At 71.1% G+C, this 22,874-nt stretch carries 24 protein-coding genes; 20 read left to right on the forward strand and 4 right to left on the reverse strand.

The window, feature by feature from the left end; genetic code table 11:
• Window positions 1-7: 7 nt before the first annotated feature.
• The 5 genes from HNR02_RS20730 (at window position 8) to HNR02_RS20750 (ending at window position 3,867) form a co-directional block, all read left to right on the forward strand.
• Window positions 8-721 (forward strand): FadR/GntR family transcriptional regulator, encoded by a 714-nt coding sequence (locus tag HNR02_RS20730; protein ID WP_179774790.1) that lies wholly within the window; start codon window positions 8-10, stop codon window positions 719-721.
• A complete protein-coding gene (gene dgoD, locus HNR02_RS20735) occupies window positions 718-1,863 on the forward strand; it encodes a galactonate dehydratase (RefSeq protein WP_179774791.1) in 1,146 nt (381 codons plus the stop codon). Before HNR02_RS20730 ends, dgoD begins: the two co-directional genes overlap by 4 nt.
• Entirely contained in the window at window positions 1,857-2,672 is an 816-nt protein-coding gene (locus HNR02_RS20740) for an SMP-30/gluconolactonase/LRE family protein (protein ID WP_179774792.1), read from the forward strand. Before dgoD ends, HNR02_RS20740 begins: the two co-directional genes overlap by 7 nt.
• A 336-nt stretch (window positions 2,673-3,008) precedes the next feature.
• Window positions 3,009-3,449 (forward strand): helix-turn-helix transcriptional regulator, encoded by a 441-nt coding sequence (locus HNR02_RS20745; protein WP_179774793.1) that lies wholly within the window; start codon window positions 3,009-3,011, stop codon window positions 3,447-3,449.
• A 10-nt stretch (window positions 3,450-3,459) separates the two neighbouring features.
• Window positions 3,460-3,867, forward strand: a complete 408-nt coding sequence (locus HNR02_RS20750) for a VOC family protein (RefSeq protein WP_179774794.1) — start codon at window positions 3,460-3,462, stop codon at window positions 3,865-3,867.
• A gap of 208 nt (window positions 3,868-4,075) precedes the next feature.
• Here HNR02_RS20750 and msrA read toward each other — a convergent pair whose 3' ends face one another.
• Window positions 4,076-4,597, reverse strand: coding sequence for a peptide-methionine (S)-S-oxide reductase MsrA (msrA, locus tag HNR02_RS20755; RefSeq protein WP_179774795.1), 522 nt, complete (start codon window positions 4,595-4,597; stop codon window positions 4,076-4,078).
• Between the two features lie 489 nt (window positions 4,598-5,086).
• Here msrA and HNR02_RS20760 point away from each other — a divergent pair, with 489 nt between their 5' ends.
• The 6 genes from HNR02_RS20760 to HNR02_RS20785 are packed head-to-tail and all read left to right on the forward strand — an operon-like array spanning window position 5,087 to window position 10,114.
• Entirely contained in the window at window positions 5,087-5,854 is a 768-nt protein-coding gene (locus HNR02_RS20760) for an SDR family oxidoreductase (protein WP_179774796.1), read from the forward strand.
• Window positions 5,851-6,759 (forward strand): SDR family oxidoreductase, encoded by a 909-nt coding sequence (locus tag HNR02_RS20765; protein ID WP_179774797.1) that lies wholly within the window; start codon window positions 5,851-5,853, stop codon window positions 6,757-6,759. The genes HNR02_RS20760 and HNR02_RS20765 overlap by 4 nt, the downstream gene beginning before the upstream one ends.
• A complete protein-coding gene (locus HNR02_RS20770; RefSeq protein ID WP_179774798.1) occupies window positions 6,759-7,499 on the forward strand; it encodes an enoyl-CoA hydratase family protein in 741 nt (246 codons plus the stop codon). Before HNR02_RS20765 ends, HNR02_RS20770 begins: the two co-directional genes overlap by 1 nt.
• Window positions 7,489-8,346, forward strand: coding sequence for a CoA transferase subunit A (locus HNR02_RS20775; protein ID WP_179774799.1), 858 nt, complete (start codon window positions 7,489-7,491; stop codon window positions 8,344-8,346). The genes HNR02_RS20770 and HNR02_RS20775 overlap by 11 nt, the downstream gene beginning before the upstream one ends.
• On the forward strand, window positions 8,343-9,065 hold the full coding sequence (locus HNR02_RS20780; RefSeq protein ID WP_179774800.1) for a CoA-transferase subunit beta: 723 nt from the start codon (window positions 8,343-8,345) through the stop codon (window positions 9,063-9,065). The genes HNR02_RS20775 and HNR02_RS20780 overlap by 4 nt, the downstream gene beginning before the upstream one ends.
• Window positions 9,066-9,067: 2 nt before the next feature.
• The gene (locus tag HNR02_RS20785; RefSeq protein WP_179776035.1) at window positions 9,068-10,114 is read left to right on the forward strand and encodes an NAD(P)H-dependent flavin oxidoreductase; all 1,047 of its coding nucleotides are present in this window, start codon (window positions 9,068-9,070) and stop codon (window positions 10,112-10,114) included.
• On the opposite strand, the gene HNR02_RS20790 is transcribed toward HNR02_RS20785, so the two are convergent.
• The 3 genes from HNR02_RS20790 to HNR02_RS20800 form a co-directional block, all read right to left on the reverse strand.
• Entirely contained in the window at window positions 10,115-11,266 is a 1,152-nt protein-coding gene (locus tag HNR02_RS20790) for an acetyl-CoA C-acetyltransferase (protein ID WP_179774801.1), read from the reverse strand.
• A 115-nt stretch (window positions 11,267-11,381) separates the two neighbouring features.
• Window positions 11,382-12,152, reverse strand: a complete 771-nt coding sequence (locus HNR02_RS20795; RefSeq protein ID WP_312861073.1) for an SDR family oxidoreductase — start codon at window positions 12,150-12,152, stop codon at window positions 11,382-11,384.
• A complete protein-coding gene (locus HNR02_RS20800) occupies window positions 12,149-13,291 on the reverse strand; it encodes an acyl-CoA dehydrogenase family protein (RefSeq protein ID WP_179774803.1) in 1,143 nt (380 codons plus the stop codon). Before HNR02_RS20800 ends, HNR02_RS20795 begins: the two co-directional genes overlap by 4 nt.
• An 82-nt stretch (window positions 13,292-13,373) precedes the next feature.
• Here HNR02_RS20800 and HNR02_RS20805 point away from each other — a divergent pair, with 82 nt between their 5' ends.
• From HNR02_RS20805 to HNR02_RS20845, 9 genes are all read left to right on the forward strand, one after another.
• On the forward strand, window positions 13,374-14,906 hold the full coding sequence (locus HNR02_RS20805; protein WP_179774804.1) for a FadD3 family acyl-CoA ligase: 1,533 nt from the start codon (window positions 13,374-13,376) through the stop codon (window positions 14,904-14,906).
• Window positions 14,899-15,741, forward strand: coding sequence for an enoyl-CoA hydratase (locus HNR02_RS20810; RefSeq protein WP_179774805.1), 843 nt, complete (start codon window positions 14,899-14,901; stop codon window positions 15,739-15,741). The genes HNR02_RS20805 and HNR02_RS20810 overlap by 8 nt, the downstream gene beginning before the upstream one ends.
• A complete protein-coding gene (locus HNR02_RS20815; protein ID WP_179774806.1) occupies window positions 15,741-16,871 on the forward strand; it encodes an acyl-CoA dehydrogenase family protein in 1,131 nt (376 codons plus the stop codon). The genes HNR02_RS20810 and HNR02_RS20815 overlap by 1 nt, the downstream gene beginning before the upstream one ends.
• On the forward strand, window positions 16,868-17,773 hold the full coding sequence (locus HNR02_RS20820) for an acyl-CoA dehydrogenase family protein (RefSeq protein ID WP_179774807.1): 906 nt from the start codon (window positions 16,868-16,870) through the stop codon (window positions 17,771-17,773). The genes HNR02_RS20815 and HNR02_RS20820 overlap by 4 nt, the downstream gene beginning before the upstream one ends.
• A 14-nt stretch (window positions 17,774-17,787) precedes the next feature.
• Window positions 17,788-18,783: an acyl-CoA dehydrogenase family protein gene (locus tag HNR02_RS20825; protein ID WP_246338606.1), complete on the forward strand. Its 996-nt coding sequence runs from the start codon at window positions 17,788-17,790 to the stop codon at window positions 18,781-18,783.
• A gap of 123 nt (window positions 18,784-18,906) precedes the next feature.
• Window positions 18,907-19,824 (forward strand): AurF N-oxygenase family protein, encoded by a 918-nt coding sequence (locus HNR02_RS20830; RefSeq protein ID WP_179774809.1) that lies wholly within the window; start codon window positions 18,907-18,909, stop codon window positions 19,822-19,824.
• 3 nt (window positions 19,825-19,827) lie between these two features.
• Window positions 19,828-21,306 (forward strand): FAD-dependent oxidoreductase, encoded by a 1,479-nt coding sequence (locus tag HNR02_RS20835; RefSeq protein WP_179774810.1) that lies wholly within the window; start codon window positions 19,828-19,830, stop codon window positions 21,304-21,306.
• A gap of 77 nt (window positions 21,307-21,383) precedes the next feature.
• Entirely contained in the window at window positions 21,384-21,806 is a 423-nt protein-coding gene (locus tag HNR02_RS20840) for a hypothetical protein (RefSeq protein ID WP_179774811.1), read from the forward strand.
• Window positions 21,807-21,912: 106 nt separating this feature from the next.
• Entirely contained in the window at window positions 21,913-22,776 is an 864-nt protein-coding gene (locus HNR02_RS20845) for an SAM-dependent methyltransferase (RefSeq protein WP_179774812.1), read from the forward strand.
• Window positions 22,777-22,874: the final 98 nt, after the last annotated feature.

The following is a 22,874-nucleotide window of genomic DNA, read 5'->3' on the forward strand; positions in this document are numbered from 1 at the left end:
ACGACACATGAGTGCCTACAGCGGCCGCGGCGTGCACGGCCAGACGGTGGCCACGCTCGGCGCGCGCATCGTGTCGGGGGAGATCCCCCAGGGGGCGGTGATCGACCTCGGTGATCTGGGCCGGGACCTCGACGTCAGCCTGACCGCGCTGCGGGAGGCGCTGAAGGTGCTGGCGGCCAAGGGACTGGTCGAGGCGCGCCAGAAGCGGGGCACGTCGGTGCGGGCGCGCGAACACTGGAACCTGCTCGACAGCGACGTCATCCGCTGGCGCAGCGAAGCGGGGGACACCGCGGCGGTGTTGCGTGATCTCGCCGAAGTGCGGTCCGTGGTGGAGCCCTCCGCCGCGTCGATGGCCGCGCTGCGCCGTACCGAGGAGGACCTCGCCGAGCTGGACGCGGCGCTCGCGGAGATGCGCGCGGCGCGCGGCGCGGCCGCCGAGGTCGCGGCCGACCTACGCTGGCACCGTGCGCTGTTGCAGGCCACGCACAACGAAATGCTCGCCCGGATGGACGTGTTCATCGAACCGGCACTGAGCCTGCGCGACGCGCTCGTGCACGAAACGCACGCCGACGATCCGGTGCCCAGCCACGCCGTCGTGGTGGAGGCGATCCGCCGCGGTGACCCGGAGGCCGCCGCGTCCGCGGTGACCTCCTTGCTGGACAAAGCTTCCGAAGACGTCGCCGCTGTCGCGGGTGTCCTCGGGGATGGGAACAACGCGTGAAGATCATTTCCGTCGAGACTTTCCTCGTGCCGCCGCGGTGGTTGTTCTGCCGGGTGGCGACCGACGAGGGGATCGTCGGCTGGGGTGAGCCGGTCGTCGAGGGGCGGGCGGAGACGGTCCGGGCGGCGGTCGACGAGTTGTCCGACCTGCTGGTCGGCCGCGATCCGCGCCGGGTCGAGGACCTGTGGCAGCTCATGACGAAGGCCGCGTTCTACCGCGGCGGGCCGGTGTTGTCGAGCGCGGTCGCCGGGCTGGACCAGGCGCTGTGGGACATCCTCGGCAAATCGCTCGGCGCGCCGGTGCACCAGCTGCTGGGCGGTGCGGTCCGGGACGAGGTCCGGGTGTACGGCTGGATCGGCGGTGACGAGCCGTCGCAGGTCGCCGAGGCCGCGGCCGCGCAGATGGCGGCCGGGCTGACCGCGGTGAAGATGAACGCCTCGGGGCGGACCGGCCGGATGCCCAGCCGCGCCGAGGTGGGTGAGGTGGTGTCGCGCGTGGCCGCGGTGCGGGAGGTGGTCGGCGACGCGCGGGACATCGCGGTGGACTTCCACGGCCGGTTCGGGGTCGCCGCGGCCCGCCGGGTGATCCCGGAGCTGGCCCCGCTGCACCCGTTGTTCGTCGAGGAGCCGGTGCTGCCGGAGTTTTCGCACCGGCTGGGGGACGTGGTGTCGGCGTCTGTCGTTCCGGTGGCGTGTGGCGAGCGGTTGTACTCGCGGACGGATTTCCTGCCCGCGTTGCAGGCCGGGATCGCGGTGGCGCAACCGGACCTGGCGCACGCGGGCGGGATCTCGGAGGTGCGGCGGATCGCGTCGCTGGCCGAGACGTTCGACGCGCTGCTGGCCCCGCACTGCCCGCTGGGCCCGCTCGCGCTGGCGGCGAGCCTGCAGGTCGCGCTCGCGACGCCCAATTTCCTGATCCAGGAGCAGAGCATCGGTATCCATTACAACAAGGACGCCGAGCTGCTGGACTACGTGCTCGACCGCGCGCCGTTCGCCTTCCCCGGCGGCGCGATCCGCCGGTGGGACGCGCCGGGGCTGGGCATCGAGATCGACGAGGACGCGGTACGGTCGGCGGACCGGACGGGGCACCGGTGGCGGAACCCGGTGTGGCGGCACGAGGACGGATCGTTCGCGGAATGGTGACGTGGAGCGCGTGGCCGGGGGAGAGGTTCGAGCTCGGCGAGGGCCTGCGGAGTGTCGGTGGCCGCCTGGTGATGGTGGACATCCTGACCGGCCGCCTGCTTGACTTGCCCGACGGCGAGCCGCCCCGTGTCTTGGCCACCGTGGACGGTCCACTGGGGGCGGTCGCACCGCTGGGTTCCGGTTGGATCGCGGCGGCGGGCGAGGGGATCTCGGTGCTGGGCGGCCGGGTGCTGGCCAGGTTGCTCGACGGCCGGATGCGCATGAACGACGGCGTGGCGGATCCGCGGGGCCGGTTCTGGGCGGGCTCGATGGCCTACGACAACACCCCCGGTGCCGGTTCGGTCTACCGGGTGGACACGGATGGCACGGTCACCGAGGTGCTGCGCGGTTACACGGTCCCCAACGGCCCTGCTTTCGATGCCACGGGTTCGACGATGTACCTGGCGGACAGCGCGGCGGGCGAGATCCACCGCTACTCCATGTCGCCGGACGGCGATCCGGGTCCCCGATCGTCGTTCGCGCGAGTGCACGAAGGCAGTCCCGACGGCATGACCGTCGACGACGAGGGCCACCTGTGGTCGGCGATCTGGGGCGCGGGCGAGATCCGCCGCTACGCCCCCGACGGCAGCCTGACCCAGGTCCTCGAAGTACCCGCCCGGCAACCGACGAGCGTCTGCCTCCATCGTGGTCGGTTGATCGTCACCACCGCCACACACGGCTTACCCACCCCAGGCCCACTGGACGGCGCGGTCCTTGCCACCCCGATCGACGTGACGGCCCCACCGGCCCGATCCGCACACCTCACCTGACGCCGCCCGCGAAACTCACGCACGGGAACGCAGAACTGCCGAACCAGCCCTCTCCCGCAACCCGATCCGCCAAGACACTGAAAGATCGGGTTCGGCAGGGCCAATCCGCCGGGCGCGCCAGCGCCCAGGCGCCGGGGCGTCGCTTGCGAAGCCGGCGCCCCGAGCCGCGCGCAGCGCAACCACCCGCGTAGCACCCCCGACGCAGAACTCGCGCGCGGGAACGTGGGACCCGCGCGCGGACAACGGATCGCGTGCATCCGTTCACCACCCGTCACCGCCATCTCCCATCCGGTAGCGGTTTCCCCGAACAGCGCCCGGCATGGCACGATTTCGTACGTGACCGGCAGAACCGATCCCACCCAACGTCTCCAGGACCTGGCGCGGCTGCGCAAAGTCCGCGACCGCATCGACCGCGAGTACCAGCAGCCGCTGGACGTGGAGGCGCTCGCGCGGGGGGTGCACATGTCGGCAGGGCATCTCAGCCGGGCCTTCAAGGCCGCCTATGGGGAGTCGCCCTACGGGTATCTGATGACGCGGCGCATCGAGCGTGCGATGGCCCTGCTGCGCCGGGGTGATCTGAGCGTCACCGAGGTGTGCTTCGAGGTCGGCTGCTCGTCGCTGGGCACGTTCAGCACCCGGTTCACCGAGCTGGTCGGGGTGCCGCCCAGCGTGTACCGGCGGGACCCGGAGGCCACCGACGGTATGCCGTCGTGCGTGTCCAGGCAGGTGACGCGACCGATCAGGAATCGAGAAGCGCAGGCGAGCGCGGCTGGCTAGCGTCTTCGCCATGGACATCATCATTCAGCAGGCCTACCTGCCGCAGGACGATCCGGACGCGGCGATCGCCTTCTACCGGGACATCCTCGGCTTCGAGGTGCGCAACGACGTCGGCTACAACGGTCTGCACTGGATCACGGTCGGGCCTCCGGGCCAGCCCGTCTCCCTCGTGCTGCACCCGCCCGCGGTCGACCCGGGCATCACCGACGACGAGCGCCGTGTCATCACCGAGATGATGGCCAAGGGCACCTACGCCGCCATCAACCTCGGCACCAAGGACCTTGACGGCACGTTCGAGAAACTGCAGGCCAAGGGTGCCGACATCGTGCAGGAACCCACCGACCAGCCCTACGGCGTGCGTGACGCCGCCGTGCGTGACCCGGCGGGCAACCTCATCCGCATCGCGCAGATGCAGTGAGACGACGGCCGCGCGGCTGGACAGGCTCCGGCCGCGCGGCCGCTCTGTGCCGATGACGTCGACCCGAGTTTCCGGTTTCGTTCGGGCACCACGCGAGCGGGTCTACCAGGCGTTCATCGATGCCGACGCGATCGCCGCCTGGCGGGTGCCCGCACCGACACCTACCCCGCATGGCGCTCGCCAAACTGGCCCGGCTCGTCGACGGGCGTCAGATCACGTACTGAGCGAAGGACTTGCGCACCTTGTTGACCTTCGGCACCGCCACCGCCATGCAGTAGCCCTGCCCGGGGTTCTTGGCGAAGAAGTCCTGGTGGTACTCCTCGGCGTCGAAGAACTCGCCGAGTGGTTCCAGCGTCGTCACGATCTCGCCGTCCCACCAGTCGCTCGCGCGCTTGATGGCCGCCTCGAACTCGGCCCGCTGCGCGTCGTCGGCGTAGAACATCGCCGACCGGTACTGGGTGCCGACGTCGGCGCCCTGCCGGTTGAGCTGGCGCGGGTCGTGCAGCGTGAAGAAGACGTCGAGGATGACCTCCGCCGGGATGACCGACTCGTCGAACGTCACCGCGACCGCCTCCGCGTGCCCGGTCCGGCCCGTGCACACCTGCTCGTAGGTGGGCCCGGCCGTGTCGCCACCGGTGTAGCCGGACACGACGTCCTGCACGCCGCGCAGCGTCCGGTAGACCGCGTCCAGGCACCAGAAGCACCCGCCGGCCAGCACGAACGTCCGCATCTCACATCACCTCACACCGAGTGGACTGTTGCATCCGGGCCAACCCCGGGCACGTCCCCAGTATTCCTGGTCCATGGCTACCCGAACCCGGGCAGAAGCTCACCAGGGCAATGTCGTCGCGGTTTCGCCAGCTGGTTGCCCAGCCGCGCCGGGGTGGGCGAGCAGTTGCAGCACGGTCAGCCGGATCGGCGGGTCAGCTCGCGCGCCAGGCCGGTCACGGTCACCACCACCGGGTGCTCGGTGCTGGTCCATCCGAAGCGGTACTGACGCGAGCAGATCCCTCCGAAAGGCCCCTTTCGGGTGACGGCGATGGGTGTGCTCGTCACCAGGGCTGTCCGGGCCGGTCGTCGGCGTCGGTTTGACGGCCGCCGGGGGAGCGGCCTGCTCGCGGCGACACCGGTGGGCCGCTCGCCGACCGTGGCGGCGGCGGTCCGCACCCGGGTCACCAGCGCGCTTGTCCACGACGAGAACATGTTCTAGTTTTGAGGCGTGACGGATCTGGGCCTGACCGGTGCGGTGGTGCTGGTGACCGGTGGTGTGCGTGGCGTGGGCCGCGGGATCAGCCGGGTGTTCCTCGACCACGGTGCCCGCGTGATCACCTGCGCGCGGCACGAGCCGGAGGTCTCGACGGGCACCTTCGTGCGCTGCGACGTGCGGGACGCCGACCAGGTCGAGGCGATGACCGGCCGGATCGTGGACGAGCACGGCCGCCTGGACGTGGTGGTCAACAACGCCGGCGGCAGTCCGTTCGTGCCCGCGGCGGAGGCGTCGCCGAACTTCTCCGCCAAGATCGTGCAGCTCAACCTGCTGGCCCCGCTCCTGGTCGCGCAACACGCCAACGCCGTGATGCAGCGGCAGGACGGCGGCGGGTCGATCGTGATGATCTCCAGCGTGAGCGGGACCCGTCCGTCGCCCGGCACCGCGGCCTACGGGGCGGCGAAGGCCGGGCTGGACAACCTCACCGCGAGCCTCGCGGTCGAGTGGGCGCCGCGGGTACGGGTCAACGCGCTGGACGTCGGCATGGTCCGCACCGAGCAGGCGCACCTGCACTACGGCAGCGAGGCGGCGGTGGCGGCGGTGGGCAAGACGGTACCGCTGGGACGGCTGGCCGAGCCGGAGGAAGTCGGCGCGTGCGCGGCTTTCCTGGCGTCGGGCCTGGCTTCCTACGTGTCGGGGGCGACGTTGCGCGTGCACGGCGGCGGGGAGCTGCCCGCCTTCCACGCCTCGGCTGATGTCAACTACCGGGAGGGTCAGTGAGCAGGTTGTGCCAGGACCGCGTGGTCGTCGTGACCGGGGCGGGGCGCGGCATCGGGCGGGCGCACGCGCTGGCGTTCGCGGCGGAGGGCGCGCGCGTCGTCGTCAATGACGTGGGTGTGGCGCTCGACGGCTCGTCCACCGGCGACGGTCCGGCCGCGCAGGTCGTCGCGGAAATCGAGGCGCTGGGCGGGAAAGCGGTCGCGAACACCGACGACGTCGCCGACTGGGCCGGTGCGCGCACCCTCGTGCACACCGCCATCGAGAACTTCGGCCGGCTGGACGTGCTGGTCAACAACGCCGGATTCGTGCGGGACCGGATGCTGGTCAACCTCGCCGAGGACGAGTGGGACGCGGTGATCCGCGTGCACCTCAAGGGGCATTTCGCGCCGTTGCGGCACGCCGCGGAGTACTGGCGGGCCGAGTCGAAGGCCGGGCGGACGCCGAGTGCGCGGGTGATCAACACCAGCTCGGGCGCGGGCCTGCTGGGCAGTGTCGGGCAGTCCAACTATTCCGCGGCGAAGGCGGGAATCGCCGGGCTGACGGTGGTGGCGGCGGCCGAGCTTCGGCGCTACGGGGTGACGGTCAACGCGATCGCCCCGTCGGCGCGGACCCGGATGACCGAGGACGTGTTCGCCGGGATGATGGCCCGGCCCGACGAGGGTTTCGACGCGATGGCGCCGGAGAACGTGTCGCCGCTGGTGGTGTGGCTGGGCAGCACCGAGTCCGCCCAGGTCACCGGCCGCGTGTTCGAAGTGGAGGGTGGCCGGGTGTCGCTGGCGCAGGCGTGGCGGCACGGGCCGGAGGCGCACAAGAGCGGCCGCTGGGAGCCGGGCGAGCTGGGGCCCGTGATGGAGAAACTGATCGCCGAAGCGCCCGCGCCCGAACCCGTGTACGGAGCGAGCTGATGAGCATCACGACCAAACGCGACAGTCACATCGAGACGGTCACGGTGGATTTCCCGCCGGTGAACGCGGTGCCGGTGCAGGGCTGGTTCGACCTCGCCACCGCGATCCGCGAGGCGGGCGAGGACCCGGACGTGCACGTGGTGGTGCTGCGCGCGGAGGGCCGCGGGTTCAACGCCGGGGTGGACATCAAGGAGATCCAGCGCAGCAGCGGTTACGACGCCCTGGTGGGTGCGAACAAGGGCTGTTATGCGGCGTTCGGCGCGGTCTACGACTGCGCGGTGCCGGTGGTGGCCGCGGTGCACGGGTTCTGCCTGGGCGGCGGGATCGGCCTCGTGGGCAATGCCGACGTGGTGGTGGCGTCGGAGGACGCCACGTTCGGCGTGCCCGAAGTGGAGCGCGGTGCGCTGGGCGCGGCCACGCACCTGGCTCGGCTGGTGCCGCAGCACCTGATGCGCACCCTGTACTTCACCGCCCGCACGATCACCGCCGCCGAGCTGCACCAGCACGGGTCGGTGTACCAGGTGGTGCCGCGCGCAGAGCTGGACGAGGCCGCATTGGCGGTGGCGCGGGATATCGCCGCCAAGGACCCTCGCGTGATCCGGGCGGCCAAGGAAGCGTTGAACGGCATCGACACCCAGCACGTGCACCGCAGCTACCGGTTCGAGCAGGGTTTCACCTTCGAGCTGAACCTGCTGGGTGCGTCCGACGAGGCCCGCGAGGAGTTCCTGAATGGCCGATAAGCGCATGACCGCCGACGAGGTGGCCGCCGAGGTCCGCGACGGCATGACGGTCGGCATCGGCGGATGGGGTTCCCGGCGCAAGCCGATGGCCCTGGTGCGGGCCCTGCTGCGGACGCCGGTGAAGGACCTGACGGTGGTGTCCTACGGCGGCCCGGACGTCGGTCTGCTGTGCGCGGCGGGCAAGGTCAAGCGCGTCGTCTTCGGGTTCGTCACGCTCGATTCGATCCCGTTCGACCCGTGGTTCGGGCGCGCGCGGGAAACCGGCGCGATCGAGGTGACCGAGTACGACGAGGGCATGTTCGGTGCGGCCCTGTCCGCCGCGGCGCAACGGCTGCCGTTCCTGCCGTCGCGGGCCGGGCTGGGCTCGGAGGTCATGCGGGCCAACCCGGAACTGCGCACGGTCCGGTCGCCCTACGCCGACGGTGAGGAGCTGGTCGCGGTCCCGGCGCGGGAGCTGGATGTGGCGCTGGTGCACCTCAACCGTGCCGATGCCCGGGGCAACGCCCAGTACCTCGGGCCGGACCCGTACTTCGACGACGTGTTCTGCCTGGCTGCGAAGAAGCGGTTCGTCTCGGTCGAAAAGGTGGTGGGGACGGCGGACCTGACCGGGCCGGTGCAGTCGTTGCTGCTCAACCGCGGTTCGGTCGACGGGGTGGTGGAAGCGCCGCGGGGCGCGCACTTCACGACGGCGGTCCCCGACTACGGCCGCGACGAGCGGTTCCAGAAGCACTACGCGGCCTGCGCAAAGGATCTGGACGCGTGGCCCGGGTTCGTCGACCGGTTCCTCTCCGGCGACGAGTCGCGGTATCTGTCCGAAGTGGATCGTTTCGAGGCGGAGGCGGCATGAGCGCGACCAGGGCCGAGATCGCCGTCGTGGCGGTGGCCGAGCTGTTCCGTGGCGACGGGGAGATCGTGGCCAGCCCGATGGGCCTCATCCCGTCGATCGGGGCGAAGCTCGCGCGGCTGACGTTCGAACCGGACCTGCTGCTCTCCGACGGCGAGGCGTATCTCGTGAACACCGACGGCGTCGTGGAGGGCTGGCAGCCGTTCCGCAAGATGCTCGACACGATCGTCCCGCACGGACGCCGCCACGTCGTGATGGGCGCCAACCAGGTCGACAAGTTCGGCAACCAGAACATCTCCGCGATCGGCGACCACGCCCGCCCGACGAAGCAACTGCTCGGGGTGCGGGGCGCGCCGGGCAACACGGCCAACCACCGCACCAGCTACTGGGTTCCCCGGCACAGCAAGCGGGTCTTCGTCGACGCCGTCGACATCGTGTCCGGCGTGGGGTACGACAACGCCGCCAAGGCGGGATTGAAGTTCCACGACGTGCACCGCGTGGTGACGAACCTGGGCGTGTTCGACTTCGCGACCCCGGACCACTCGATGCGCGCGCTCTCGCTGCACCCCGGGGTGACCCCCGAGGAAGTCGCGGAGGCCACGTCGTTCGACCTCGACTGCACCGCCGGGGACGCATCCCGTGAGCCGACCGAGGAGGAGCTGCGGCTGATCCGAGAGGTGCTGGACCCGAAGGGCCTGCGGGACAAGGAAGTGCCGTCATGACGCTGGACACCGCGCTGACCCGGCTCGTCGGGGTCCGGCATCCCGTGGTGCAGACGGGGATGGGCTGGGTCGCCGGGCCGCGGCTGGTGTCGGCCACCGCCGAAGCCGGCGGACTCGGCATTCTCGCTTCGGCCACCATGACCTACCCCGAGCTGGAATCGGCTATCGCGGAGGTCAAGAAACGCACCGACCAGCCCTTCGGGGTCAACCTGCGTGCCGACGCGGCGGACGCGGGCGAGCGGGTCGACCTGCTGGTCCGGGAGGGCGTCAAGGTTGCCTCCTTCGCGCTGGCGCCGCGCAAGGAGATGATCGCCAAGCTGCGTGATCACGGGATCGTGGTGATCCCGTCGATCGGCGCGGCCCGGCACGCGGAGAAGGTCGCCTCCTGGGGCGCGGACGCGGTGATCGTGCAGGGCGGTGAAGGCGGCGGGCACACCGGGGGAGTGGCCACGACGCTGCTGCTGCCCTCGGTCCTGGACGCCGTCGACATCCCCGTGGTCGCGGCCGGTGGCTTCTTCGACGGCCGTGGCCTGGCCGCGGCACTGGCCTACGGCGCGGCGGGGGTGGCGATGGGGACGCGGTTCCTGCTGAGCAAGGAAAGCACGGTGCCGGAGGAGGTCAAGCGCGTCTACCTGACGCAGGGATTGACCGGGACCGTCGTGACGAAGCGCGTGGACGGCATGCCGCACCGGGTGCTGCGGACCGAACTGGTGGACAAGCTGGAGTCGACGGGCCGGGTGCGCGGGGTCGTGCAGGCCGCGCGCAACGCCCTGCGGTTCCGGCGCATCACGGGGCTTTCGCTGCCCGCCGTGGTGCGTGAGGGCCTGGCGATGAAGCACGGCAACGACCTGACGTGGAGCCAGATCGTGATGGCGGCCAACACGCCGATGCTCCTGCGCGCCGGCTTGGTCGAGGGCCGCACCGACGCGGGCGTCCTGGCCTCCGGCCAGGTCGTCGGCATGATCGAGGACCTGCCGACGGTGGCCGAGATCGTCGACGGCACGGTCGCCCGGGCGGAGGAGATTCTCCGCCGCCTGGGCGGGGTGTGATCAGAGACGTTCGATGATGGTGACGTTGGCGGTGCCGCCGCCTTCGCACATCGTCTGCAGGCCGTAGCGGCCGCCGCGGCGCTCCAGTTCGTGCAGGAGCGTCGCGAACAGCTTGGTGCCGGTGGCGCCGATCGGGTGGCCGAGGGCGATTCCGCCGCCGTTGACGTTGACCCGCGCGGGGTCGGCGCCCGTTTCGTCGAGCCAGGCCAGTACGACGCTCGCGAACGCCTCGTTGACCTCGAACAGGTCGATGTCGTCCACGGTGAGGCCGGTTTTCTTGAGCGCGTGCGCGGTCGCGGGGATCGGTCCGGTCAGCATCCACACCGGATCGGCCGCGCGGACGGAGACGTGGTGGATGCGGGCTCGGGGGGTGAGTTCGTGCTCGCGCACGAAGGGCTCCGAGGCGATCAGCGTGGCGCTGGCGCCGTCGGAGATCTGGCTCGCCACCGCCGCCGTCAGCCGGGAGCCCTCGCTGAGTGGCTTCAGACCCCGCATGCGCTCCAGGCTGGTGTCGCGGCGCGGGCCTTCATCCACGGAGAAGCCCTCCACCGGCGCGATTTCCGCCGAGAACCGGCCGGAGTCGATGGCCGCGAGCGCGCGCTGGTGGCTGCTCAGCGCGTAGGCCTCCATCGCCTCGCGGGTGAGGTCCCAGTGCTCGGCGATCATGTCGGCGCTGCGGAACTGTGACACCTCCACCCTGCCGTAGCGGTCCTGCCAGCCCTGCGAACCGGAGAACGGGTCGTCGAAGCCGTACTCGCGGCCGGCGAGCATCGCGGCGCTGATCGGGATGCGGCTCATGTTCTGCACCCCGCCCGCCAGCACCAGGTCCTGCGTCCCGGACAGCACCGCCTGCGCCGCGAAGTGCACCGCCTGCTGGCTCGATCCGCACTGCCGGTCGATCGTCACGCCGGGCACGTGATCGGGAAGCCCCGCCGCGAGCCACGCGGTGCGGGCGAGGTTGCCGGACTGCGGGCCGAGGGTGTCGGTGCAGCCCAGGATCACGTCGTCGACCAGGGCCGGGTCCACCCCGCACCGCCGGATCAGCGCGGCGATCACGTGCGCGCCCAGATCGGCGGAGTGCCACCCGGACAAGGCGCCACCACGGCGGCCGACCGGCGTGCGCACGGCGTCGAGGACAAATGCTTCGGGCACAGGGACTCCTAGGTTCTGTTACGTAAGCGGCGGAGCCGCTTGCTGTGGGCCGTGCGCTGGCACCGCCTCAGGTTCCGCCACCCGCACCGCCACGCAAGCCAATTCGAAACGCTCCTTAAGGATGCTGGCTGGACACGGAAACGACTTCACCGGTCAGATACGACGCGTAGTCGCTGGCGAGGAAGACCATCACGTTGGCGACCTCCCACGGTTCGGCCGCGCGGCCGAACGCTTCCCGGCCCTCCAGTTCGCGCAGCAGCTCGTCGCTGGTGACCTTGGCGAGGAACGGGTGCATGGCCAGGCTCGGGGCGACGGCGTTGATCCGCACGCCGTGGTCGGCGGCATCCAGCGCGGAGCAGCGGGTCAGCGCCATCACCCCGGCCTTCGCGGCGGCGTAGTGCGCCTGTCCCTTTTGGGCGCGCCACCCGATCACCGACGCGTTGTTCACGATCGCGCCCCCGCCGCCCTGCTCGACGAACCGCCGCAGCGCCGCGCGGGTGCAGCGGAACGTGCCGGTCAGGGTGATGTCCAGGACGCGGGACCATTCGTCGTCGGTCATCTCCAGCACCGAGCGGGTGCCGCCGAGCCCGGCGTTGTTGATCATCACGTCGATCCGGCCGAACTGGCCCACCGCGCCCGCCACCACAGCCTGGACCTGGGATTCGTCGGTGACATCGCAGGTGATCGCGTGCACCTTGCCCAGCTCGGACAGCTCGGCGGCCTTCTCCGCGAGCCGGCGTTCGTGCCAGTCGCTGATCACCACGCTCGCGCCTTCTTCCAGGCAGCGCCGGGCGACGGCGGAGCCGATGCCGGTGCCCGCCGCGGCGGTGACGACCACGACTTTTCCGGCGAGCAGGTCGTGACCGGGTGGGTACTGGGGAATCACGGGCGGGCCTCCCTGGGCAGGCCGAGCACGCGCTCGGCGATGATGGTGCGTTCGATTTCGTCCGAGCCGCCGTAGATGGTGTCGGCGCGGGTGAACAGGAACAGCCGCTGCCATTCGTCCAGCTCGCCGTCAGCGACCAGCGAGCGCGCGCCCCGCGCCCGCACCGCCAGTTCGCCGAGCCCGCGGTGCCACTGCGCCCACATCAGCTTCCCGACCGCCACCTCCGGGCCCGCGTCCTGGCCCAGGGTGCGCAGGGCGTGGGCACGCAGCACCCGCAGGCCCATCCGGGCGCGGTCCAGGTCGGCGCGCAGCAGCGGATCGTCCCAGGTACCCAGCCGTTTCGCCTCGGCCACGATGCCGTCCAGCTCGCGCCGGAACCCGATCTGCTGGCCCAGCGTGGACACCCCGCGTTCGAACCCGAGGGTCGCCATCGCGATCCGCCACCCGTCGCCCGGCTCGCCGACCACCATCGAGGCGGGGGTGCGGGCGTCGTCGAAGAACACCTCGTTGAACTCCGAGGTGCCGGTCAGCTGCTGGATCGGCCGCACCGTCACGCCGTCCTGCCCGAGCGGAACCAGCAGGTAGGACAGGCCGCGGTGCCGCTTCGAGCCCTGCTCGGTGCGGGCGAGAACGAAGCACCAGTCCGCGACGTGCGCGAGCGAGGTCCAGATCTTCTGCCCATTGACCACCCATTCGCCGCCGCGAAGCTCCGCCGACGTCGACACCGCGGCCAGGTCGGACCCGGCGCCCGGCTCGGAGTAGCCCTGGCACCACAGCTCCTCGACCGCGACGATCTTCGGCAGGAACCGCTCCCGCTGCTCCGGCGTGCCGAACGCGATCAGCGTCGGGCCGAGCAGCTGCTCGCCGATGTGGTTGACCCGCGCCGGGGCGCCCGAGGCCGCGTACTCCTCGTGGAAGACGACCTGCTCGTCGAGTGACAGCCCGCGCCCGCCGAACTCGGCCGGCCAGCCCACGCACGTCCACCCCGCCGCCGCGAGATGCCGCTCCCACGCCAGCCGCAGGTCGAACGCCTCGTGCTCCCGTCCCGGGCCGCCCAGGCCCCGCACCGCGGCGAACTCGCCGGTCAGGTTGTCCGCGAGCCAGTCCGCGATCTCGCGGCGGAATCGCGTCTCCTCCACCTACGCCTCCTTGCTGCCGGGCACCACGGGCACCTAGGGTAATGAGAACACGTTCTAGTTTCTCGGTCCAGGGGAAGGTGCGATGGGACAGACCACTATCCCGGCCGTTGTCCGCGACGCCGCAGCGAAGTTCGGCGAGTCCGAGGCGCTGGTCGACGGCGATCTGCGCCTGGACTACCGCACGGTTCTGGAACGTGTTCGAACCGTCGCGCGGGCCTTTCTCGCGCGTGGGATCGCGCCCGGCGACCGGATCGCGATCAACCTGCCCAACACCCACCACTGGGTCCTCACGGCACTCGGCGCGCTGTACGCGGGTGCGACGCTGGTGCCGGTCAACACGCGCTTCACCGGCGCGGAAACCGTGGACCTGCTGGTGCGCAGCCGCGCCAGGGCGCTGGTCGTGGCCGCCGACTTCCTCGGTGCCGACCGCTGGTCCGCGATCCGCGCGACCGGCACGGACCTGCCCGGCCTCACCGCGATCGTCCGGGTCCCGCTGGAACAACCGCACGAGCCGGTGACGGGCACGCTCGGCTGGGACGAGTTCCTGACCGGCGCCGAGCGGGTGCCCGAAGCCGACGCCGAAGCGCGGGCCGACGCCGTCAGCCCGGACGACATCAGCGACATCCTGTTCACCTCCGGCACCACCGGCCGCTCCAAGGGGGTGCTCTCGGCGCACCGCCAGGTGGTCGACGTCGCCGCGGCGTGGGCGGAGTGCGGTCAGGTCACCGGCGCCGACCGCTACCTGGTGATCAACCCGTTCTTCCACAGCTTCGGCTACAAGGCAGGCATCGTGGTGGGCCTGCTGACCGGCGCGACCCTCGTCCCGCAGGCCGTGTTCGACGTGCGGGCGACCCTGGAGGTGATCGAGCGGGAGCGCATCTCGGTGCTGCCCGGCGCGCCGACCGTGTTCCGGTCGCTGCTGCACGAGCCGGATCGGGGGAACACCTCGTCGTTGCGGCTCGCGGTCACCGGCGCGGCGACGGTACCGGCGTCGCTGGTCCGGAAGATGCGCTCGGAGCTGGGTTTCGAGACCGTGCTGACCGCCTATGGACTCACCGAGGCGGTCGTGGTGACCATGTGCCGTCCGGGTGACGACGCCGAGCTGGTCGCGAGCACTTCGGGACGGCCGACGGCGGGGTTCGACGTGGCGATCCGCGACGGCGAGATCCTGGTGCGCGGACCGAACGTGATGCTCGGCTATCTCGACGACCCGGAGGCGACCGCGAAGGCGATCGAGGGGGACGGCTGGCTGCACACCGGTGACGTCGGTGTCCTCGACGACGGCGGCAACCTCACGATCACCGGCCGCCTCAAGGACATGTACATCTGCGGCGGATTCAACGTCTACCCGGCCGAGGTGGAGCACGCCCTCACCGAGCTGGACGGAGTCCGCGACGTCGCGGTCGTCGGCGTGCCGGACGAGCGGATGGGCGAGGTGGGCAAGGCGTACGTCGTCGGCGCCGGGCTCGACGCGGAGGTGGTCGTCGCTTTCTGTCGCGAACGTCTCGCCAACTACAAGGTCCCGCGGTTCGTCGAGTTCGTCGACGAACTGCCCCGCAACGCTTCCGGCAAGGTGCTGAAGCGGCAGCTGAGGCGAGGAGAAACGCATGAGTGAACCGGTGGTCCGCTACGAACGCCGGGGCGCGGTCGCGCTGGTGACGATGAACCGCCCCGACTACCGCAACGCGCAGAACTCGGCGATGACCTACGCGCTCGACGACGCGTTCACCCGCGCCGTGGACGACGCCGAGGTGAAGGTGATCGTGCTGGCGGGGGAGGGCAGGCACTTCTCGGCCGGGCACGACATCGGCACGCCAGGGCGCGATGTGGACCAGCCGTTCGACCGGCGCGCGGTGGTCTGGTGGGACCACACCACGCGGAAGGGCGGGGACCAGCGGTTCGCCCGCGAGTCCGAGGTGTACCTGGGGATGTGCCGCCGGTGGCGGGAGATCCCGAAGCCGATGATCGCCTCGGTGCAGGGCGCGTGCATCGCGGGCGGGCTGATGCTGGCCTGGATCTGCGATCTGATCGTGGCCTCGGACGACGCGTTCTTCGCCGATCCGGTGGTGCGCATGGGGATTCCGGGTGTGGAGTACTTCGCGCACCCGTGGGTGCTCGGATCCCGTGCGGCCAAGGAAGTCCTGTTCACCGGCGAGCGGTTCACGGTGCAGCAGGCCCGGGAATGGGGGATGATCAACCGGATCGTGCCGCGCGCCGAGCTGGCGGAGCGGACCTTCGAGCTGGCGGACCGGATCGCCGAGATGCCCCAGTTCGGGCTCGCGCTGGCCAAGAAGGCCGTCAACCAGGCCGAGGACCTGATGGGCATGCGGTCCGGAATGGACTCGGTGTTCGGCCTGCACCACTTCGCCCACGCGCACAACGCCGAGACCTCGACCGACTCGCTCGGCGGGCAGGACGCGCGGTCGATGCGGGACGGAGCGAAACGCTGATGGACCTCGACATCGATGCGGAGTCGGCGGCCTTCCGCGACGAGGTGCGGGAGTGGCTGGCTTCGCAGGTGCGTGCGTTGCCGTCGATGGACACCGCGGAGGGCTTCGCCGCGCACCGGGAGTGGGAAGCGCAGCTGGCGGAGGCCCGGTTGTCGGTGGTGTCCTGGCCGCGCGAGTACGGGGGCCGGGACGCCTCGCTGCTGCAGTGGGTGCTGTTCGAGGAGGAGTACTACGCGGCGGGCGCGCCCGGCCGGGTCTCGCAGAACGGGATCTTCATGCTGGGCCCCACGCTGTTCGCGCACGGCACGCGGGAGCAGCGGGACCGCATCCTGCCGCCGATGGCGCGTGGCGACCAGGTGTGGGCGCAGGCGTGGTCCGAACCCGAGGCGGGCAGTGACATCGCCGCGTTGCGCAGCAGTGCCGTGCGGACCGACGGCGGATGGTTGCTGTCCGGGCAGAAGACGTGGTCTTCGCGGGCGGCGTTCGCGGACCGTGCGTTCGGGTTGTTCCGGACCGATCCGGCGGAACACCGGCATCGCGGGCTGACCTACTTCATGGTCGACCTGCGGGCCGAAGGGGTGTCCGTGCGGCCGATTCCGCAGCTCGACGGCGAGCCGGGGTTCGCCGAGATCTTCCTCGACAACGTCTTCGTGCCCGATGAAGACGTGATCGGAGAGCCGGGGCAGGGCTGGCGGGTCGCGATGACGACGGCCAACAACGAGCGTGGGCTTTCGCTGCGCAGCCCCGGCCGGTTCCTCGCCGCCGCGGACCGGCTCGTCAAACTGTGGCGCGACAAGGACGAGCCCGCCGCTGTCCGTGACCGCGTGGCCGACGCGTGGATCGGGGCCCGCGCCTACCAGCTCTACACGTTCGGCACCGTGTCCCGGCTGGCCGAGGGCGGCGATCTCGGGCCGGAGTCCAGTGTGAACAAGCTGTTCTGGTCCCATCTGGACGTCGACCTGCACGAGACGGCACTCGACCTGCTCGGCCCGGACGGCGAGACCGACCGCGGCTGGGTGGACGGCTACCTGTTCTCGCTCGCCGGGTCGATTTACGGCGGTACGGACCAGATCCAGCGCAACACCATCGCCGAACGACTGCTGCGACTGCCGAGGGAGGCCCGCCGATGAGGTTCGCGTTGTCCGCGGAGCACCGGGATTTCGCGGCGAGCATGCACGATTTCCTGGACGGCGCCGACACCGCCGGTGCGGCCCGGACCTGGGCGAAGGGACGGCACGAGGCCGGGCTGACCGTCCTGCGTGGACTCGCCCAGCTGGGCGTGCCCGCGCTGCTCGTCGACGAGCGCCACGGCGGGCTCGGTGCGGATCCGGTCGACCTCGTGGTGGCGTTCGAGTCGCTCGGCTACCACGTGGTGCCCGGGCCGCTCGCCGAAACGGTGGCCGTCGCACCCGCCGCGCTGACCGGCGAGACCGGCGAGCGCTGGCTGCCGTTGCTGGCCGAGGGGAAAGCGCTGGCGACGGTGCCGGTGCCGCTCGCGCTGGACGCCGACATCGCGGATGTCGTCGTGGGTGCGGACGCGGTGGGGGACGCCGAGTTCGTGCGCTCGATCGACCCGGCCCGCCGCCTGTTCCGGATCCCGGACGCGACCCCGCTGAGCGGGGGACGGGCGTTCGATCTCGGGGTGCTGGCCGTGTCCGCGCAGCTCCTCGGCGCGGGACAGTGGCTGCTGGACGCCTCTGTCGCCTACGCGAAGCAGCGCGCCCAGTACGGCAGGCTCATCGGCGAATACCAGGCGGTCAAGCATCTGCTCGCCGACGTCGTCACCCACCTCGAACTGGCCCGCCCGCTGGTGCACGGCGCTGCCGTGACCGGGGACCCGCGGGACGTCTCGGCGGCCAAGGTCAAGGCGGGCGACGCGGCCTACCTCGCCGCGCGCACCGCGCTGCAGGTGCACGGCGCGATCGGCTACACCGCCGAACACGACCTCGGGCTGCGGCTGACGAAGGTGCGGGCGCTGCTGGGCGCATGGGGCGACGGCGGGTTCCACCGGGAGCGGGTGCTGGCCCGGTGAACCGCGAAGATCCATTGTGGACTGATGAGGCGCGGGCGTTGCGCGAGTCGGTGCGGACGCTGCTGGCCCGGCGCTCGGACGTGCGTGCCGCGATGGCCGCACCGCTGGGCTACGACGACAAGCTGTGGTCCACGATGTGCGAGCAGATCGGCGTCGCGGCGCTGGCGATCCCCGAGGAGTACGACGGCGCGGGCGCGACACTGGCCGAGGCGTGCGTGGTGCTGGAGGAGCTGGGCCGGACCCTGACGCCGGTGCCGATGCTCGGGTCGTCGGTCCTGTGTGGACAGGCGGTGCTGCTGACCGGTGATGACGAGGCGTGCCGTCGTCTGCTGCCGGGTATCGCCGCGGGCACCACACTGGCCGCGCTGGCCTGGTCAGGTGTGGACGGTGGGGTGGCGTGCGTTCTCGCCGACGGCCGGATCGACGGCACCGCGCACTACGTGCTCGACGGTGACCTCGCGGACGTGCTCCTCGTGGTGGCACGCACCCCGGACGGCCTCGGTCTGTTCGAGGCCGCGCCGTCCGGCGTGCGCCGGGAGCAGGTCACGACACTGGACCCGACGCGACGGCTCGCGGTCGTCTCGTTCGACGGCGCGCCCGCCCGCCGGCTCGGCTCCGGCGGGTTCGACGTGGAGCGGTTGCGGCAGGTGGCGGTCGTGGCGCTGGCCGCCGAGCAGGTCGGCGGGGCGGCGAGGGCGCTGGAGCTGACGGTGGAGTACACGAAGCAGCGCCACCAGTTCGGCAGGCCGATCGGCAGCTTCCAGGCGCTCAAGCACCGGATGGCCGACGTGCACGTGCGGGTCGAGATGGCGCGTTCGGCGCTGTTCGCCGCCCTGACCGGCGACGAGCCCGCCGAGGACGCGGTCACGGCGAAGACCGTCTGCTCCGAGGCGTTCCGGCACGCCGCCGCCGAGATGGTGCAACTGCACGGCGGCCTCGCGATCACCTGGGAACACGACGCGCACCTGTACTTCAAACGCGCCCACGGAAGCGCCCTGCTGTTCGACTGAGGGCTACCCGCGGTTATTCCGGATCCACCCAGGTCGGCGCGGGGTCTTGCGCGCGCGCCGATGTGTGTTACCTTAGGTAACAGTAAACCGAGGTAACAGGCAAAAGGTGTCAGGGAGGGTGCCATGACCAGCGTCGGTGCGCACGAGCACGCGGACACTGCGCAGCCTGACCGCCAGTCGGTCGCGCAGAGGTTGCTGGACTCGTCCGAGACGTTGTCCTACGACCCCGTCAAGGAGGTCGACTGGGAGACGCCGCTGGACACGAGTTACCACGGCGCGAGCCCGGAGTGGAGCACGCTCTATGGCACCTCGTACTGGGCCGAGATGACCCCCGAGCAGCAGCGCGAGCTGACCCGCCAGGAGGCGGCGTCGGTCGCGAGCACCGGGATCTGGTTCGAGATGATCCTGCAGCAGATGGTGCTGCGCGACTTCTACGCCAAAGATCCGACCGATCCGGCCTTCCAGTGGGCGCTCACCGAGATCGCCGACGAATGCCGCCACTCGATCATGTTCGCCCGCGGCGCGGCGAAGCTCGGGGCCCCGGCCTACCGCCCGCGCCGTCTCGCGGTCGAGCTGGGCCGCTTCTTCAAGACCACCGCGACCGGCGAGGCCGCCTACGCCGCCATCCTGGTCGCCGAAGAGGTCCTCGACGTCATGCAGCGCGACTGGATGCGCGACGAGCGCGTGGTCCCGTTCGTGCGCACCATCAACAACATCCACGTGGTCGAGGAATCGCGGCACATGAAGTTCGCCCGCGAGGAGACCCGCGAGCGGCTGGAGGGGGCCGGCCGCCTGCGCCGCCAGTACAACGCGCTGGTCGTGTCCATCGCGGCGTACTTCATCGTCAGCAGCATGGTCAACGAGAAGGTCTACGCCAACGCCGGACTCGACAGCAAGCGCGCGATCCGCGAGGCGCGGTCCAACGAGCACCACAAGGCGATGCTGCGCTCCAGCTGCGCCGGCCTGATGGAGTTCCTCGACTCCGCCGGGCTGCTCACCAAGGCCGCGACCGTGTTCTACAAGCGCGCCAACCTGATCTGAGCCATGGCCTACGCGATCACCCAGACCTGCTGCAACGACGCCTCGTGCGTGTCGGTGTGCCCGGTCAACTGCATCCACCCGACGCCGGACGAGCCGGACTTCGGCACCACCGAGATGCTCTACATCGACCCGGGCACCTGCATCGACTGCGGCGCCTGCGCGGACGCCTGCCCGGTCGACGCGATCTTCCCGGTGGACGCGCTGGCCGCGTCGATGCAGCCCTACGCCGGGATCAACGCCGACCACTACCTCGGGCGTGAACCGGCCGCGGCCGACCCCGCGCCGAACTTCCACGCGTGGGGCCCGCCGCTGTTCACCCGCACCATCCCGAGCGACTTCCCGGCGCTGGACGTCGCCGTGGTCGGCTCCGGTCCGGCGGGCATGTACGCGGTCGAGGACCTGTTGCTGCACACCAGTTCCCGGGTGACGCTGATCGACCGGCTGGAGACGGCGGGCGGTCTGGTGCGCTACGGGGTGGCGCCGGACCACCCGTCCACGAAGAAGATCGGCGAGACGTTCGCGCGCTACCACCACCACCCGCGGCTGCGGATGCGGCTCGGTACCGAGGTGGGCCGTGACGTGGCCGTGGACGAGCTGGCGCGGCGGTACGACGCGGTGATCTACGCGGTCGGCGCGTCCTCGGCGAAGCGGCTCGGCATCCCGGGCGAGGACCTGGACGGCAGCGTCGCGGCGACGACCGTGGTCGCCTGGTACAACGGCCACCCGGACGTGCCCGCGGACGCCGTCGACCTGTCCTCGGAACGGATCGTCGTGGTGGGCACCGGCAACGTGGCACTGGACGTGGCGCGGATCCTGACGACGGACCCGGCCTCGCTGGAGGGCACGTCGATCTCGCCCGCGGCACTGGAACGGCTCAAGGCGAGCCGGGTGCGGGAGGTCGTGGTGCTCGGGCGGCGCGGTCCGGAATCCGCCGCGTACACGACGCCGGAACTGCTGGCGCTCACGCGGCACGAGGACATCGACCTGGTCGTCGACGCGCACGACCCGCGCGTCATCGAGGCGATCGACGCCGGCGGGAAGGCCGCGCTGCTGCGCGACCTCAAGCAGGAGAGCATCGACTGGACCGCGCCGGTGCCGCCCGGGAAGCGCCGCATCGTGCTGCGCTTCCACTCCGCACCGCTGGAGGTGCTGGGCTCCGATGCGGTGCGCGCGCTGCGGGTTGCGGGCGACGTGGAGATCCCGGCGGGGAACGTGGTGCGCGCCGTGGGGTACCGCGGCGTGCCGGTGCCGGGCCTGCCGTTCGACGAGGACACCGGCACCATCCCCAACGACGGCGGACGCGTGACGCCGGGGACCTACGTGGTGGGCTGGATCAAGCGCGGCCCCTCGGGCGGGATCGGCGCGAACAGGGCGTGCGCGCAGGAGACGGTGGGCCGCCTCCTCGACGACGCCGTGGCCGGGAAGCTGCGGGTTTCCGGACGGCGGAAGGGGCTGGCCGCCCGGCTGGCGCGGCGGTCCTGACCGCTTCCGGCCAGCACACCCACCCCGGGTTCGCACCTCACTAGCTTCGGTTCCGGAGCGGAACCAGGGAGGTAGTGGTGGCAGCGAAACCGTACGGGAAGAGCCGGGTGTCGACCGTGCTCGCCGTCGTGTTCGGGTTCCTGACCGGGTTCCTCTGCCTGCTGCGGTTCGCCGCCGCGATCGCCGTGCTGCCCGCGGCCGAGCACCGGGTGGCGGCGTTGCTGCTGCTCGGGCTGCTCTACGGCGCGGGCATGGTGCTGTCGCTCGCCGGCACCGGATTGCTGCTCGCCCGCAACGCCGCGGCGGTCACCTGGCTGACCCTGGGCTGCGTGACCGCGTTCGTCATCGTGCTCACCGAACTCGCGCTGCACGCGCTGCCCCGTAACGTCAGCGTCCCGCAGGACCCCTACCTGAGCTGGATGTTCCTGTTCGCCCTGATGACGCTGGTCCAGGTGCGCCGGAAAAACACCAAGCACCGCCTGGCCGCCGGGAAGAGCTGACGGCGGTCCGGCCACCGGACCCGTCGAGTGAGGTGTTCCCGCCCGGGCTCGTTGGCGGCCCGCTAGTATTCGCGCGAACACCCTCCGCGGCGGAAAGCAGGCAGGAATGGCGAAGTCCCGGTTCGAGCAGTTCCCGATGGAAGGCGTCGACCTGGATCACCCGAACGTGGCCCGGGTGTACGACTACTACCTCGGCGGCAAGGCGAACTACGCGGTCGACCGCGTGTTCGCGGAGAAGGCGCTGGCCTCGTTCCCGTTCGTGCGCCCGGCGGCGAAGTCGAACCGGCTGTTCCTGCACCGCGCGGTGCGGTACCTGGTCAAGCAGGGGGTGCGCCAGTTCATCGACATCGGGTCCGGTGTGCCGACGATGGGCAGCACCCACCAGGTCGCCGACGAGCTGGACACCGGCACGCGCGTGGTCTACATCGACAACGAGCCGGTCGCGGTCGCGCATTCGCAGATGCTGCTGGAGAAGGAAGGCGACCTCGCCCGGCACGGCGTGATCCAGGCCGATCTGCGCGATCCGGACCTGTTGTGGCGCAAGGTCGGCGAGTCGGAGGTCATCGACCTGACCCAGCCGGTCGCGTTGCTGCTGATCGCGGTCCTGCACGTCACCCAGCCGGGGCCGGACGGCACCGACGTCGGCCCCGCCGCGGTCGCGCGCTACCGCGAGCTGCTCGGCCAGGGCTCGTACCTGGTGCTGTCCCACGGCACGGCCGACGGGGTACCGGAAAGCCGGGCCCGTGAGATGGCCGAGTTCGGCTCGATGTACGACGCCACCGCGACCCCGGTGATCTGGCGCCCGCGCGGTGAGATCGAGGAACTGTTCGGCGACCTGGAGATGGTCGAGCCCGGCGCGACCTGGACCCCGCTCTGGCACCCCGAGGAAAACGGCGAGAACGCCCCCGAGATCGAGTTCGACGCCCCCAACGACTCGGTCGTGTGGGCAGGCGTGGCCCGCAAACCCTGACCGCCCAACACACCGCCCTGACCGCCCAACACACCGCCCTGAGCGGCAAACACGCCGCCCTGAGCGGCAAACACGCCGCCGTCCGGCGTGTTGGCTGT

Origin of the sequence: Amycolatopsis endophytica (genome assembly GCF_013410405.1) — a bacterium.
Classification (GTDB): Bacteria; Actinomycetota; Actinomycetes; order Mycobacteriales; family Pseudonocardiaceae; genus Amycolatopsis_E; species Amycolatopsis_E endophytica.